Source organism: Neobacillus niacini, from assembly GCF_048572935.1.
Lineage (GTDB): Bacteria > Bacillota > Bacilli > Bacillales > Cytobacillaceae > Neobacillus > Neobacillus niacini.
In genome coordinates, this window is sequence record NZ_CP183883.1 from 3461946 (window position 1) to 3477248 (window position 15303).

A 15303-nucleotide genomic window follows, 5' to 3' on the forward strand; every position below is an offset into this window, starting at 1 on the left:
TATGAGTGGAATAAAATCCCCAGCGTCATCCCCACTGGTATCTTCCTGTCATCACTTAACTGTAAATTGGTACCAACCCTAAAAAAAAATTACATAGGTATTCCGTTTATTCAAATGAATTTAGAATCAGGAGGAACTTCATATGAAACCAACAGATAAATTCAATGGGAAGGCAGATGTGTATTCAAAATCCCGCCCTAGTTATCCCAATGAGTATATTGATTATTTATTATCAGCTAATATCTTTACTGAGACTAGTAGGATTGCAGATATCGGTTCAGGGACGGGAATTTTGACCAAGCAGCTATTGGAAAGAGGAGTCAGCGTGACAGCGGTAGAACCAAATGATGACATGAGATCAAAAGCAGAACATGACTTACATCGGTTGGAACAATTTACTTCAATTAATGGCTCAGCTGAGAAAACTACATTACCAGCCAATAGTGTGGATCTGGTGGTAGCAGCTCAGGCATTTCATTGGTTTGATAAGGAAAAGTTTAAATTAGAATGCAAACGGATACTGAAGCATGAAGCAAAGGTAGCACTGGTTTGGAATAGTAGAGATTTCAAAAGCCCTCTCATTAAGGAAAATGCTGAGATTTTTAATAAATATTGTCCGAACTTTTATGGGTTTAGCGGTGGAATTGGTGAGGATGAAGAAATTTTTAATCAATTTTTTCGGGAAGGTAAATACGAAATTAAAAGATTTCCCAATGATTTAGACATGGACTATGAAGCATTCCTTGGGAGGAACCTCTCAGCATCGTATTCACTAAAAGAGTCAGACAAGGATTTTAAGTTTTTTGTAGAAGCCATTGCAAATCTTTTTTATAAATACAGTCAAAATGGAACAATAGTTATGCCTAATTTTACTCGAAGCTACTTAGGTAACGTGTAAGGAATAAGCATTATTAATCCATAGTAAAAATATTTGCAGAGTAATTCAGATTTGCATTTGCTCTGCTTTCTTTTTGAATAAGAGGACAGATTTTATCTGGAATTTACTATAGCTCCTTCTCTAATCATTAAGTAGAAGATATTTATTCGTGCAATATTCTTTATTATGGACTATTGAACTGGATGGGAGAATTCCTACAATTGCTTGGTTTTGAATCTACTGGTTTAACAAAATATCAAACGGAAGAGGATACTGAAAATGAACAAACAGGAAAGCAGCTATAGATGGGTGGTTTTTAGTACCGTCTTATTGGCTTACTTTTTAATCATTAGCCAAAGAACGGCTCCGGGACTTATAACGGATCAGTTAATGAAGGATTTTCATGTTTCAGCTGCTGTTATAGGTCTTATGAGTAGTTTTCAATTTTTTGCTTATGCAGGATTTCAAATTCCGATTGGTTTATTATCAGACAGATACGGACCGAATCGCTTTCTTATTATAGGTACCATTCTTACTGGAATTGGCTGCGTAATTTATAGTTTTTCTCCAAATGAATATGTTTTGATAGTCTCTCGATTTATAGTTGGAACAGGGGACGCGATGATTTTTCTTAACTTGGTTATCATTTTAAGCCAATGGTTCAAAGCGCAGGAATTTGTAAAATTGTTGGGTATGGTTTCCCTTGTTTCGAGCCTTGGTTCATTAACAGCCACACTTCCTTTTTCTGTGTGGATTTCATTCGCAGGTTGGCGTACACCATTCTTAATTCTAGGTATCATTTTAGCGATATTCTCTTATGTACTATATACTATACTTGTTTTGAAACCTAACAAAATCTATAAAGATAGTATTGATATTAAAAAAAGGAACCAAAATCGAGAAAGTGTATGGAGGATTCTCCGACGAACCATTTCTGCACGTCAAGCTTGGGCAACGTTTTTATGTCACTTTGGGTTGGTTGGTGCGTATGTTGGGTTTATCGGTTCCTGGGGAGTGCCATATGGAATCCATGTACTGGAGTTATCCCGTTCAGAAGCAAGCCAGCTAATGATGTATGGTCTTTTTGGAGCCATTCTTGGAGGTCCGTTAATTAGCTGGATTACAAGCAGATTAGATTCTATAAAAAATGTTTATACCTATGTACACATCATTGCTTTATTAAGTTGGGGAGGATTGTTTTTTTTAGGTGTGAACCCTTCATTTATACTAGTAGTTATTTTATTTTTCCTCATAGGTTTTGGAAATGGTGCAAGTGCATTGACATTTGCAGTGGTACGGAAATCCTTTCCTATAGAAGAAGTAGGGGTTGTAACAGGATTCTCCAATATGGGAGGTTTTTTAAGTGCCGTTTTGTTACCTATTTTGTTCGGAAAGGTATTAGATTTATCTCCTCATGATTTTCATCTTGGATATCATTATGGATTTATCATTCCAGTCTTATTTTCTTTGATTGGACTGTTAGGAGTTATAATGATTAAAAAGGAACGAAGGGATGAAAAAAACGTCTTAAATGCAGTGTAATTCAGAAGAGAACACACCTTTTTCTATTGGGACTTTTTTACATATACTTCAATACTTTAATTTGAAACATTAAGGATATCAAATACGTCTAAATTTTGTTATATCCTTTTTTGGATGACATCGTTTGATCAAAATGGTAAGGAATAGTAAATAGATAGAAAGTAGGTAAGTTCGAATCGTGAAGGTTATTACATTATGCGGGTCAACGAAGTTTAAGGAACAATTTGAAGCAGCAAATGCTTATCTTACCTTACAAGGAAATGTTGTTATAAGTGTTGGATTCTTTGAACAGAGTGAAGGCATAAGCATTACAAAAGAACATGAAGCCTTATTTGAAATCATACATCTGCAAAAAATTGATATGGCAGATGAGATTTTTGTTATTGATGTTGATGGTTATATTGGCAGCAGCACGAGGAAAGAAATTGAATATGCGAACAACTGTGGGAAGAAAGTTAGTTACTTCTCAGAAAGTAAGTTATCTATAGGGGGATATATATATGAAAATTGTAGAGCTTCAAAAGGGGAATGAATTTTTGGAGGAAGGGATTGAGGTATTTTGGAACGTTTGGGGGACAGAAGATAATTATAAGTTTTACGAGGACTGTATTTATCATTCCGCTGAAACTTCAGAAGACCTGCCAAGATTTTTTGTAGCAGTAGAAGATGAAAATATTATTGGGACGTATGCCATCTTGAGAAATGATATTAATAGCCGCCAGGATTTATGTCCTTGGCTTGCATGCCTATTCGTTGATAGAGAAAACCGGGGGAGAGAAATCGGGGCGCAGCTATTGGAACACGGCTTAAGAGAGGCGGCAAAAAAAGGGTATAAGAAGCTTTATTTGACTACTGATCTAGAAAATTATTATGAAAAATATGGATGGGAACATAACGGGGTGGCCTATAGTCCAAGTGGTGGTCATTTGAAAATTTATGAAAAAGGCACCAATATTTAAGAGATGGGCGGTATGAAAATAGTTGATTCCAACACCATGCAACACTCCATTAGAAAACTACTTGCTTTAGCCACTTCAAAGGAAAAAGTCGAAATAGAATATGAGCGTTATTTAAAATACCCGAACAGGACTCTATTTGCATTTGAGTTGGAAGGTGAAAATGCAGGCTGTATTGGTGTTGAGATTAATAGTTTAAAGCTATGCGAAATTAAACATATTGCAGTTTCTTCAGAACATAGAGGTAAAGGGATTGGAAGTAAAATGATCCGTTTTATTTTGGAGATGCACCCTTCGGTATTTGCAGAAACAGATTCAGACGCTGTTGAATTTTATCGCAAATATGGCTTTAAGATAACGAGCTTAGGAGAAAAGTATCCTGGTGTCGAAAGATTTTTATGTGAGTACTAGGGGGAGTTTTTTAATATGAAAATAGTTGAACTCCTATTAAATTGAATAACGATTAAGAATGTGTACTTTATTATAAAGGGAGTCTCTAAAATATAGAAAGAGTGTTTCATCGGTGCCAGGCACCATGAAACACTCTTTTTTATTATTTAATTAAATTAAATCCCATGGGGAGTGTAAATCCTAGAGCAAAAAGGATAACAAGAACGATAGAAAATGCAATCCATATGATGTCCGTTTTCTTTCCTCTTTGTTTTCGGACAATCACGATTTCAAAAAGACCAATCATGACGACTCCAAGTATTGCTTTCAAATAGTAGGATAACGGAATGGAATAAGCTGCAAAGAAGAGTATACCTCCTGAAACGATAATAAGAATGTATGTAGCTCGTAAAACCATATGCCATATTTTGATGTTTTTTCCCTTGTTTTGCATAACCACAATGATGATTAGAAAAATAAGCGATAATACCAGTGATGATAAGTGTACGTGTGTCATTTAAGTTGACTCCTTTTTATATTGAATAATCCTTCTATAAACATAGTCTAATAGGAAAATATAAAAGGATTCTAAATTAAGTATTAAATTTTTCTTAAAAAGGTAAGGTTTAAAGAATCTAAATTTTCAAAAAATGGTTTACATGTGTTTTGACTATATGGTAATCTATTTGTATATATACCGTAATTAGATTTCATATATCACATATCGGTATTTTGTAAGCGTTGTTATTCTAACAAACTCTTTATCTGGAAAAAGCCCTACATATACTATTGTATCTAACTCTATTTTTCTAGATTCAACAGGAATTATGCTCCATCGTAACGAATGTATATGCTTTAATTAAAAGATGCTGCCATGCCAATTAGAAGTCTTTATTTAGCCGATTAAAGAAAATAATCAGTGTAAGGGGGATGATAAGAATGGAAAAGGAAGGAGTCATTCGCGGAGTGCACCATACTTCGTTCACAACACAAAATTTTGAAGGTATGTTGAGTTTTTATCGTGATTTATTAGGGTTTAAGGAACTAGCTAAATCGGAAATTCAAAGTGAGATTTTAGATAAAATCACTGGTATTCAAAATACAAATTTAAAAAATGCATTGTTATTGGCCGGTAATACGGTTATTGAAATTTTCGAGTATGTTAGTCCAGAAGGACAACCTGCTAACCTAAATCGTCCAGCCAATGATGTAGGTATTACCCATGTTTGCTTCGATGTCGTCGATATTTTCCCGTTATATCATCGTCTTAAGGAGGCTGGTGTCGAATTCAACTGTGAACCACAAAATTTTAAAGATAGGGTTATCGCAACATATGGTCGTGATCCAGACGGGAACTTATTTGAATTACAGGAAATTATTTTTGAAAACCACCCTGCCCGGTTGAACTGGGAGTAATTATAGGAGAAATTACGTGCTGGAGGGGAATTATGGCAAAGATTGTCGTTTTTTATAAACAAACAAAAAGACAAGCTGAATTTGAAGATTATTATTTTAATATCCATCTACCAATTGTCCAAAAGATTTCGCAAATCAAAAGTTTAAAAATTTCTCGAGTGGTTCACCACAATAATACCATTCCTGATTTATATTTACATGGTGAAATAGAATTTGAAAATATGGACGCATTGAATCAAGCTATAGCCTCCCGAGAGGGTAAAGCGATGTTTGACGATGCAGCGATTTTAAGAAAATTCTTTGACTCACCACCTATTACCGCTTTTGTTGATTCGGTAGAGATAGGTTCTTTAACGAAAGTAGATTAATAAATATTAATTATACAAGAAATAAGGAGGAAAATGATGAAATATACTACGTTAAAAAAGACAGATATGAAAATATCAAAGATTGGTGTTGGAACAAACAAAATAGGTGGTCATAATATTTTCAAAGGTTTGGATGAAAATGAAGGAAAAGCTTTTTTAATTGAAGCAATTAACCTAGGTATGAATTTTATTGATACCGCAGATATATACGGTCCGGCACGTTCAGAGGAATTGATAGGAGAAGTTCTTCAAAATAGTGGTTTTAAAAGAGAGGAACTTGTCATCGCTACCAAAGGTGGAGTGGAATGGAATATACCTGGTGGAGGCACTAGGAGAAACAATAAACCTGAATATTTCAGATCAGCAGTAGAGGCAAGCTTGAGGAGACTCCGTACAGATTATATCGATTTATATTATCTCCACTGGCCAGACAATGAAACTCCTTTTTCAGAGTCAATTGGGGAATTAGCTCGACTTAAGGAAGAAGGAAAAATCAGAGCCATTGGCGTATCTAACTTACCAATCGATCAATTAAGAGAAGCGGCTCAAGTTACAGAAATTGCTGCAGCACAATCTGATTACAATATGTTTGATAGAAATGTTGAAAAAGATGTACTTCCATTTTGTGTTCAAAATGAAATATCGTTCATCCCTTGTTATCCATTAGCCTCAGGTCTTCTTGGAGGACATTACAAGATGGGAGACCCAACCCCGAAAGGACTGACAGAGGAACAATTTCATAAAAGGCTAGAGGTTGTAGAAAATCTAAAGGTTGTGGCTGAAGAGAAAGAAGTAACATTGTCTAATTTAGCCCTCGCTTGGCTTTTAGCTCAAGATGGTGTTGATTCTGTTATCCCAGGAGGAAGACACCCAGGGCATGCCCAAGGAACTGCGAAAGCTGCAGAAGTAAAATTGTCTCAAGGTGAACTTGATCGCATTCAAAAGATTTTAGGATAGTATTGGTCAATAGGAATATTCAAAAGGATCGAAAGGTGTCTCATCTTCCGATCCTTTTCTCTAGCAATTAGGGAATATAGTTATTAATGATCATAAACATATTGCTATATAAGAGGAGGAGAAAGATGGAATTTACTAATCTAAAAAAAACAGACATCCGGGTATCTCAGATTGGAATTGGTACAAATAAGGTTGGCGGCCATAATATCTTTAAAAATCTTAATGAGGATGATGGGAAAAATTTTATTAAAGAAGCACTGTATCATGGTGTGAACTTTATTGATACCGCGGATTATTATGGGTTGGGTCGATCTGAAGAGTTAATAGGGGAAGTCATACGAGAAATCGATCTGAAGAGAGAGGAACTTGTCATTGCCACCAAAGGCGGTATGGAATGGGACGCAGAAGGAAAGATAAAATTTAATAACCATCCAAACTACCTCAGATCTGCACTTGAAGCCAGTTTAAAAAGACTTGGTACGGATTATATAGATCTCTATTATTTGCATTTTCCGGATAACCAAACACCTTTTTCTGAGTCTATCGGTGAGCTTGTACGACTAAAGGAAGAGGGTAAAATTAGAGCAATTGCTGCTTCTAACCTGAAAATTGAACAGCTCAGGGAGGTAGTGAAAATCACGGAATTATCGGCTTTTCAGACAGTTTATAATCTATTTGAAAGAGAAGTAGAAGAGGATATCCTTCCGTTTTGTTTAGAAAATGAAATATCGTTCCTGCCTTATTATCCACTGTCTTCGGGTCTACTAGGCGGGAACTACAAGATTGGCGATCCTGCTCCAAAGCGATTTTCTGAAGAGGAGTTCCGTACAAAAATAGAGGTTGCTGAACAATTAAAGAGCGTAGCTGAATCAAAAGGAACTTCGTTACCCAATTTAGCACTTGCTTGGCTTTTGGCACAGAAGGGAGTAGATGCTGTAATCCCTGGAGGAAGACGTCCAGATCATGCTAAAGGAATTGTAAAAGCTGCTGAAATTACGTTAACCTCAGAGGATTTAGTAGCAATAGAAAAAGTTTTAAAGCATACGATTCAGTCTTAGAGAAAATATAACCAAAATAAATAAATTTTTAGGAGGAGAAAATATGCCTTTTATTCAAATTAACTTAACGAAAGGTCGCTCTGATGAAACATTAGAGACATTAATTCATGAGGTTACCAAAACCGTTTCAGAAGTTGCAGGGGCACCGACAAACTCGATTCAAGTTGTGATAAATGAAATTGAACCAAAGCACTGGGGGTTATCAGGAGAATCCGTCAAGAAAAGAAGAGAAAAACAATCTTAGACTAGTTATAAGAGAAAGGATTGCAAAAAGCTGATGGGATTCCATCAGCTTTTATATTTAGACCTAAAAGTTTAAAATTTATTTAAAATGGTGACACCAGTTGTTTCGAAATTAGTCATTGCTTCTAAAACCGAATTCACTTCATGTACACTAATGGTACTTGTGATTAATTTCTTTGGCTGGAAGATACCTTTGTCTACCATATCTAACATATCTCCATACCGATAAGCAGGGGAGCCATAAGAACCTAAAATGTCAAGTTCTGTTGCTACGATTAAATCACTTGGGAAGGAGATGAATCCTTGTTCTTTTTCAGTTGTCATTCCAAGCTGCAAGTGACGACCTCTTTTTCTCAAACTTAGGATTGAGGATTGAGCAGTGGCAGCGATACCAAGAGCATCAATGGAAACGTGAGCGCCTCCCTTTGTGATTTCACGGACAACTTCCGGTGCATTCTGATTTCTTGAGTTAATAGATGCTACAGCACCACATTGTCTGGCAAACTCCAGTTTCTTATCGTCGATATCTACAGCAATGACGTTTGCACCAATTGCGGCTGCTATTTGAATAGCAGAGAGTCCAACACCTCCGCAACCTGTTACGACAACCCATTCACCGCCTTGAACTTTAGCACGGTCGAGGACACCATGAAAAGCAGTGGCAAATCGACAGCCAATCGCCGCTGCTTCTAAAAAGTCAACATTTTCAGGCAAAAGGGCTAAATTAAAATCTGCTGATGGAACATGGACATATTCGCCGAACCCACCCCAATAGGCTACACCAGGGGATTGTGGGTGATCACATATATTTTGATGTCCACGGCGACACATTTCGCACACTCCGTCACCACCACTAACAGGTACAACAACTCGGTCATTCTTTTTGAAGTTCTTTACATTTTTACCAACTTCAACAACAACACCGCTAAGTTCATGTCCAAAAACATGGGGAGTACTCATTGTTAATCCTGCCCAATCAAAGTGCCCCTGCCAAAGGTGCCAATCACTTCGGCATATTCCGTTAGCCTCTGTTTTGACGATTACCCCTTCGGGTGTAAGTTCAGGGTCGGGCATGTTTTTTACTACTAGGGGTTTACCGATTTCCTCCATAACCGCTGCTAACATATTATCTACTCCCTTTCACTTTTTATAGTAATATAGTTTGATAGAATCATTTCAGGCAGAAGGAGATTATCGCACAATAATCTCCAATCCCCACTACAATTAATTTAAATCAATCCAGACACTTTTAATTTGTGTGTACGTATCGATGGAAGCAGAACCATTTTCCCTGCCTAATCCACTTTGTTTATACCCGCCGAATGGTGAAGCGGGATCCATGAGATTGTAAGTATTTACCCAAACGTTACCCGTACGCAGTGCATGGGCTACTTTATGAGCTTTACGTAGATCTGTAGTACAAATTCCTGCACCCAGTCCATACTCTGTGGCATTGGCAACTTTAATAACTTCATCTAGGTCATCAAACATCATAGCACACACAACTGGACCAAAAATTTCTTCTTGTGCAACGGTCATGTTATTTCTTACATTCGCTAATAATGTTGGTTTTACATAATAGCCATCTGCTAATTCGGAAGATGTCGCATTCCCGCCAGTTAACATTTCCGCTCCTTCTTGTTGTCCAATATTTAAATAATTTAGCACTCTATTTTTCTGTTTTTCGGAAACAAGTGGACCTAAAGTAGTACTTGGATCAAAACCGTTGCCTAGCTTATAATTCTTTGTATAATCTATTAAATCACTTACGAAGTTATCATAAATTTTCTTTTCCACAAATAAACGAGATCCAGCAAAGCAGACTTGTCCAGAATTAAATAAAATTGCATTTGCTGCGTTAGCAAGGGCTGATTCATAATCTGCATCTGCACAAATAATATGTGGAGATTTTCCTCCTAATTCAAGCGTCACTTTTTTTAGGTTACCAGCAGCAGAGCGCATGATTTCCTTCCCAACTGCGGTTGAACCGGTAAAGGTGATTTTATCGACATCAGGATGTTGTGTTAAAGCTGCACCGGCTGTTGGTCCAAATCCTGGAACTATGTTTACCACCCCATCCGGGAAGCCAGCCTCTTGAATAAGCTCCGCTAATCTTAATGCGCTCAATGGCGTTTGTTCAGCGGGTTTAAGGACAATCGTATTTCCCACTGATAATGGTGCTGCCAGTTTCATAGCGGCTACACTGACTGGCGCATTCCATGGACTAATCTGTCCACAAACCCCAATTGCTTCTCTTCTGGTATAGTTAAAAATTTCACCAGGAAGTGACACAGGAATGGTTTGCCCAGTAATCTTTGTTGCCCATCCTGCGTAATAACGGAATAACTCTATTACTGAACTAGCAAAAGCGGTTGTTAATCCCACAGGTTGACCATAATCAAGCGTGTCTAAATGAGCCAATTCTTCAACATTTTCTTCTACGAGATCAGCAAATTTCAGGAGAATTTTAGCTCTCTCCGCTGGTTTCATTCTTGGCCAAGGACCTTCATCAAAAGCTTTACGTGCTGCAGCTACTGCTCGATTAATATCTTCTTTATCCCCCTCAGCAACTGTTGTAATTACTTGTCCATTTGCTGGGTTAATCGTTTCAAATCTCTTTCCTGAAACAGCCTCAACAAATTGTCCGTTGATAAATAAATTTTTTGGTGAAGAAATAAACTTGGCTGCTTTGGGATTTAAAGAAATCATAGTTTGAGTAGACATACAAAACCTCTTTTCTTTTAATGGGGTTGTTGGAAAACGCTTCCATGTGTAGTTATATCAGAGAATTCTGAAAATTGTCAACATAAAAATTTAATAATTTTTAAAAATTAGGCACAAAGAATTAGAAATTCAAGTTAAATTAATTATCTGACAATTTTGAATTGACCAAAAGTGTTTGAGGGACTATAATATTAATTATAGGTAACTATTATCAATTATCGGTATAATATATCAGAAGCAAATCAGTAAAGAGGTGGTTATTAGTGAAAGTTTTACAAATTCCTGTTGCAGTACTACCAAAAGAAACTGAAATTTTAAGAAAAGAAATTAGAGAATTTATCAGTGAAGAATTAAATAACGGTTCTTTTATTCCGAGAAGTGATTGCTGGCTAAGTGGTTCTTCTTTGGAATTTTCGAAAAAGTTAGGTGAACGTGGATGGATTGGCATGACATGGCCAACTCAATATGGAGGTAGAGGACTGACTGCGATAGATCGATATGTGGTTACCGAAGAATTGTTGGCAGCTGGAGCACCAGTTGCAAGACATTGGATTGCTGATAGACAGTCTGGTCCACTCTTCCTAAAGTTTGGTACTGAAGATCAGAAGAATTTTTTCCTGCCTCGTATAGCAAAAGGTGAATGTGCCTTTGCTATTGGTCTAAGTGAACCGAATGCAGGGTCAGATTTGGCTGCCATTCAAACGAGAGCAACGAAAGTGGAAAACGGATGGCTATTAAATGGCAGTAAGACTTGGACAAGTGGTGCACATCATGCTGATTATATGATTACGCTTTGTCGTACTTCTTCTCAAGATCCAAAAAGTCGTCATGCAGGAATGAGCCAATTGGTAGTAGATTTGTCATCACCTGGTGTCACGGTTCGTCCTATCCATTTAATGACTGGTGAGCATCATTTTAATGAAGTTTTCTTAGAAGATGTCTTTGTCTCAGATGAGATGCTCATCGGTGAATTAGGAAATGGATGGAATCAAGGTATGACAGAATTAGCGTATGAAAGAAGTGGACCTGAGCGGTTTTTAAGTACCTATCCACTTCTCAACGAACTTACAAATATTTTAGTGGAAAAAGAGGATAGAAAAGGATTAAACAAAGTTAGTCGCTTAGTTTCTAGACTTTGGACACTCCGTAAAATGTCACTCGGTGTTGCTCAGCTATTAGAACAAGGGGTACCGTCCAATATTATTGCTTCATTGGTAAAAGATATGGGAACGAAGTTTGAACAGGATATTCCTGAAGTTGCGAGGTTACTAGTGTCTGTTATGCCGGGACAAAAATCCGAAAATAAATTGGAAAGACTGCTGGCTGAATCTATCCTACATTCACCTGGTTTTACTTTACGTGGAGGTACAACAGAAATACTCCGGGGGATTGTTGCAAAGGGGGTTATTCAATAATGAGTGAGATGCAAGAGTTGATTAAGGAAACAACATCAAAATTAATGCAGAGATATTCTTCAAAAGAGGTTATAAATGATACAGAAAATGGACAATGGGCAAGTGATTTATGGAACTTTTTAAACGAGTATGGAATGTTGACAGTAGCCATTCCTGAAGAATTAGGAGGAAATGGTGGAGATTATTCTGACGCCCTCAGTATTCTCCGATTAGCTGGTAAATATTCAGCACCTATACCTATTGCGGAGACGTATCTTGCCAATTGGTTATTATCTGGTTTAGGTGTACCTGTTTCAACTGAAATCATAACCATAGCTTTTGAAAAAGATTGGAAATCTTTTCAATTCGTTAAAAATGGTACAGGATGGGTGGTAACAGGTAAAGCAAGGAATGTACCATTTGCAAGGTTTGCTGAGAAATTCTTCATCCTTGGGGAAACATCGGATGGACCAATCCTTTCTCTCATTCCTTTAAAAGGTGCTAAGATTGTCTACGGTCAAAATCTCGCAGGGGAAGCTAGAGATGAAGTGATTTTTGATAATGTTTATATTGATGATTGTAAGGTTATTCCAATATGTCACAATGAAATGAACAACAAAATACTCTATGGTGGGGCTCTTACAAGAATTGTAATGATGTCGGGGGCATTAGAAAACATTCTAGAAATAACCGTGAATTATGCATCAGAGCGGTCACAATTCGGAAGGCCGATTAATCGATTTCAGGCCGTGCAGCATCATTTAGCTCAACTAGCTGGTGAGACTGCTGCAGCAACTGTAGCAGCAAATTGTGCTGGTGATTCGTATGACATAGAAGGTTTTTCACAAGAAATAGCCATGGCAAAAATACGTGTAAATGAAGCTTCTGGAAGGGTATGTCAACTGGCTCACCAAGTTTTAGCTGCTATTGGTTTTACTTATGAACATACATTACACCATAGTACTAGAAGACTTTGGTCATGGAGAGACGAATATGGAACGGAAAGTGATTGGGAGAATGTTCTAACGGAAGAATTAGTTACATTACAAGAAAATGGGCTATGGTCGATGATTACAGGTGTTAATCATGAAAAGAGGGTGCAAATATAATGAAGGATTTATTATTTACAGTTGAAAAAGATATTGCCAAAATTACCTTAAATCGACCTGAACGATTAAATGCATTTAGTGTAGAAATGATTGACTTATGGATTCATGCCTTAGAACATGTGCGTGATTCTGAAAGTATACGAGTATTGGTCATAGCAGGTGAAGGACGTGGATTTTGTTCTGGTGGAGACATCAAATCAATGCAAAATGGCCAAGGATTTCTGCATTCAGATGGAAAGGAAGATTTAACTTCAACGGCCTTAGCTAGAAAAAATGCAATCTGGAAAAAAGTACAAAGGATTCCACTTATTTTACAAGAAATCGATAAGCCAGTTATAGCGGTTATCCATGGATTTGCCTTTGGTGCAGGATTTGACATGGCCCTCGCGTGTGATATTCGTATTGCTGCCGAAAGTACGATTATATCTGAAAGTTATGTGAAAGCTGGTCTAGTACCAGGGGATGGGGGTGCTTATTTCCTTCCTAGATTAATTGGTGTAGATAAGGCTTTGGAGCTGCTTTGGACTGGTAAGGTTCTATCTGCACAAGAAGCAAAGGAACTGGGTTTGCTCACACATGTAGTTGAAGATGATAAATTAGCAGAATTTCTTGATGATTATGTACAAAAATTATCTTCAGGACCACAAGATGCTATTCGACTTACGAAAAGGGCTGTATATCAAGGGCTAGATATGAATTTGCGATCTTCTTTAGATATGATTTCTTCTTCATTGGGGATTGTTACAGAACTTGAAGATTACCATGAAGGGATTAGGGCTATTATTGAAAAGAGAGTACCAACTTTTCGGTAGCTTGTAAAAGTATTAAAATATGTAAATGAAGAGCAACCTCAATCAAAGAAAAGTTGCTCTTTTAGTTTCTTATTAAACATCATATATAATGGAAGGAACTCGGATTATTGGTGAAAAAATAATATTCTTTCTACTAGCTATATTGCTGCTTTACTGGTAAATTATATAGGAGTATATTTGCTTGCAAAAAAATTGACTCATTTATTTTATGAAAATATTAATGTCATTAGGGTGTGATTAGAAAATGGATGAAATTAACTTCAAGAAGAACTATTCCATGCAAACGCTCCATCGATCGATTCAAATTCTGAGGGCCTTTTCTCTTGAAAATAAAATGCTTACATTAACGGACCTTCATAACAGAACTGGTTTATCTAAATCCAGTTTACAAAGGATTCTATCTACCCTTGTATTTGAAGGGCTGTTACATAAAAATGAGGAAACCAAAAAGTATCAATTAGGATTAGAATTGTTATTTTTGGGTAACCTAGTCGAAAAAAATTCTAGTTTATTATCGATTGCGCAGCCTATTATGGAAGAAATTCAGGTGAAAACGGGTGAAAGCGTCAGTTTAAATGTTATTGAAGATAATAAGCGTAAATGTATTGGTTATATAAAAAGTAAACACGAGTTGCAAACGCTTACATTTGTAGGGCAGGAGTCACCACTTTATGCCGGGGCATCGGCAAAAGTCCTGTTAGCATTCTTTTCTGGAGAGGCATTGGAGAAATATATCGCTGAAAACGATCTTGAAAAATTAACAGAAAAAACGATTATAACGAAGGATTCGTTGTTTTCTGAGATTATGAAAATTAGAGAGCAAGGTTATGCAATAAGCTTTGGTGAAAGACTAAAAGGTGCGGTTTCTATAAGTGCACCGATTTTTAACCCGTTTAATGAAATATTAGCTGGGTTATCCTTAGTAATTCCTTCGCCACGGTTTGAAGAGTATGACGAACAAATGATCATTGAATTGTTAAAAGAAGGCGCAAATAAAATTACACAGGCTATTAGAACTTTTAACTAACTATTAATAAAGAAATGATGTTAACTCATTTTTAAACCGTTCCGTTTGGGGGCATATCTTTTATAAAAAAAAATGAAAATGGCGTGTGAACTGACAACAGTTTTTACACGCCATTTTTCATTCTTTATGAAGTTTAAGAGATTGTGTTCATCATTAAGCTAACAGGTGAGTAAGGTGTAGTGGCGAAAGGGACTGCTATTTGAATGTTTCTATTATTTAAGTTTTAGAAATTTTCAGATAAGTATTGTGATTCGAAAAGAATTGTAATATGATATCAATGTATGATAATAAATATCGATTATCGGTTTTGTGTGGCGTGCAAATTTTTCATAATTTAGCTCTTTCCTAGTAGGATAATATGGTTGATGAGGCGGAGTTGATGTGGATATATAATTAATTCGATTTGTGAATGCATGAAAGAAGACTTTTT

At 36.6% G+C, this 15303-nt stretch carries 17 protein-coding genes; 14 read left to right on the forward strand and 3 right to left on the reverse strand.

All coding sequences use genetic code 11. The annotated features are described in order from the left end of the window. Positions 1 to 142: 142 nt before the first annotated feature. The 5 genes from ACN6MT_RS17140 (at position 143) to ACN6MT_RS17160 (ending at position 3786) form a co-directional block, all read left to right on the forward strand. A complete protein-coding gene (locus ACN6MT_RS17140; RefSeq protein WP_419887207.1) occupies positions 143 to 898 on the forward strand; it encodes a class I SAM-dependent methyltransferase in 756 nt (251 codons plus the stop codon). 258 nt (positions 899 to 1156) lie between these two features. After that, positions 1157 to 2419 carry an MFS transporter gene (locus ACN6MT_RS17145; RefSeq protein ID WP_419887208.1) on the forward strand — a complete coding sequence of 421 codons (1263 nt, stop codon included), beginning with the start codon at positions 1157 to 1159 and terminating at the stop codon, positions 2417 to 2419. A gap of 178 nt (positions 2420 to 2597) precedes the next feature. Beyond that, positions 2598 to 2951, forward strand: a complete 354-nt coding sequence (locus tag ACN6MT_RS17150; RefSeq protein ID WP_419887209.1) for a DUF4406 domain-containing protein — start codon at positions 2598 to 2600, stop codon at positions 2949 to 2951. After that, on the forward strand, positions 2920 to 3378 hold the full coding sequence (locus ACN6MT_RS17155; RefSeq protein ID WP_419887210.1) for a GNAT family N-acetyltransferase: 459 nt from the start codon (positions 2920 to 2922) through the stop codon (positions 3376 to 3378). Before ACN6MT_RS17150 ends, ACN6MT_RS17155 begins: the two co-directional genes overlap by 32 nt. Before the next feature lie 12 nt (positions 3379 to 3390). After that, entirely contained in the window at positions 3391 to 3786 is a 396-nt protein-coding gene (locus ACN6MT_RS17160) for a GNAT family N-acetyltransferase (protein WP_419887211.1), read from the forward strand. A 142-nt stretch (positions 3787 to 3928) separates the two neighbouring features. Here the strand turns inward: ACN6MT_RS17160 and ACN6MT_RS17165 are convergent, their stop codons facing one another. Beyond that, a complete protein-coding gene (locus ACN6MT_RS17165) occupies positions 3929 to 4282 on the reverse strand; it encodes a DUF1516 family protein (RefSeq protein ID WP_419887212.1) in 354 nt (117 codons plus the stop codon). A gap of 422 nt (positions 4283 to 4704) precedes the next feature. Here ACN6MT_RS17165 and ACN6MT_RS17170 point away from each other — a divergent pair, with 422 nt between their 5' ends. The 5 genes from ACN6MT_RS17170 to ACN6MT_RS17190 all read left to right on the forward strand — a co-directional run bounded on the left by ACN6MT_RS17170 (position 4705) and on the right by ACN6MT_RS17190 (position 7808). Next, on the forward strand, positions 4705 to 5181 hold the full coding sequence (locus ACN6MT_RS17170; RefSeq protein WP_419887213.1) for a VOC family protein: 477 nt from the start codon (positions 4705 to 4707) through the stop codon (positions 5179 to 5181). 32 nt (positions 5182 to 5213) lie between these two features. Further along, positions 5214 to 5549: an EthD family reductase gene (locus ACN6MT_RS17175; protein WP_419887214.1), complete on the forward strand. Its 336-nt coding sequence runs from the start codon at positions 5214 to 5216 to the stop codon at positions 5547 to 5549. A 36-nt stretch (positions 5550 to 5585) separates the two neighbouring features. Next, a complete protein-coding gene (locus ACN6MT_RS17180) occupies positions 5586 to 6506 on the forward strand; it encodes an aldo/keto reductase (RefSeq protein WP_419956467.1) in 921 nt (306 codons plus the stop codon). A 125-nt stretch (positions 6507 to 6631) separates the two neighbouring features. After that, positions 6632 to 7564, forward strand: coding sequence for an aldo/keto reductase (locus ACN6MT_RS17185; protein WP_419887215.1), 933 nt, complete (start codon positions 6632 to 6634; stop codon positions 7562 to 7564). Between the two features lie 43 nt (positions 7565 to 7607). Continuing rightward, positions 7608 to 7808: a 2-hydroxymuconate tautomerase gene (locus ACN6MT_RS17190; protein WP_419887216.1), complete on the forward strand. Its 201-nt coding sequence runs from the start codon at positions 7608 to 7610 to the stop codon at positions 7806 to 7808. A 71-nt stretch (positions 7809 to 7879) separates the two neighbouring features. Here ACN6MT_RS17190 and ACN6MT_RS17195 read toward each other — a convergent pair whose 3' ends face one another. Next, positions 7880 to 8932, reverse strand: coding sequence for a zinc-binding dehydrogenase (locus ACN6MT_RS17195; protein ID WP_419887217.1), 1053 nt, complete (start codon positions 8930 to 8932; stop codon positions 7880 to 7882). Positions 8933 to 9031: 99 nt separating this feature from the next. Beyond that, positions 9032 to 10531, reverse strand: coding sequence for an aldehyde dehydrogenase family protein (locus ACN6MT_RS17200; protein ID WP_419887218.1), 1500 nt, complete (start codon positions 10529 to 10531; stop codon positions 9032 to 9034). Between the two features lie 263 nt (positions 10532 to 10794). Between ACN6MT_RS17200 and ACN6MT_RS17205 the strand changes: the two genes are divergently transcribed. The 4 genes from ACN6MT_RS17205 to ACN6MT_RS17220 all read left to right on the forward strand — a co-directional run bounded on the left by ACN6MT_RS17205 (position 10795) and on the right by ACN6MT_RS17220 (position 14873). Next, positions 10795 to 11946 (forward strand): acyl-CoA dehydrogenase family protein, encoded by a 1152-nt coding sequence (locus tag ACN6MT_RS17205; RefSeq protein WP_419887219.1) that lies wholly within the window; start codon positions 10795 to 10797, stop codon positions 11944 to 11946. Continuing rightward, entirely contained in the window at positions 11946 to 13034 is a 1089-nt protein-coding gene (locus ACN6MT_RS17210; protein ID WP_419887220.1) for an acyl-CoA dehydrogenase family protein, read from the forward strand. The genes ACN6MT_RS17205 and ACN6MT_RS17210 overlap by 1 nt, the downstream gene beginning before the upstream one ends. After that, complete coding sequence (locus ACN6MT_RS17215) at positions 13034 to 13846, forward strand: enoyl-CoA hydratase/isomerase family protein (protein WP_419887221.1); 813 nt, start codon at positions 13034 to 13036, stop codon at positions 13844 to 13846. The genes ACN6MT_RS17210 and ACN6MT_RS17215 overlap by 1 nt, the downstream gene beginning before the upstream one ends. A 244-nt stretch (positions 13847 to 14090) precedes the next feature. Continuing rightward, positions 14091 to 14873, forward strand: coding sequence for an IclR family transcriptional regulator (locus ACN6MT_RS17220; protein WP_419887222.1), 783 nt, complete (start codon positions 14091 to 14093; stop codon positions 14871 to 14873). Positions 14874 to 15303: the final 430 nt, after the last annotated feature.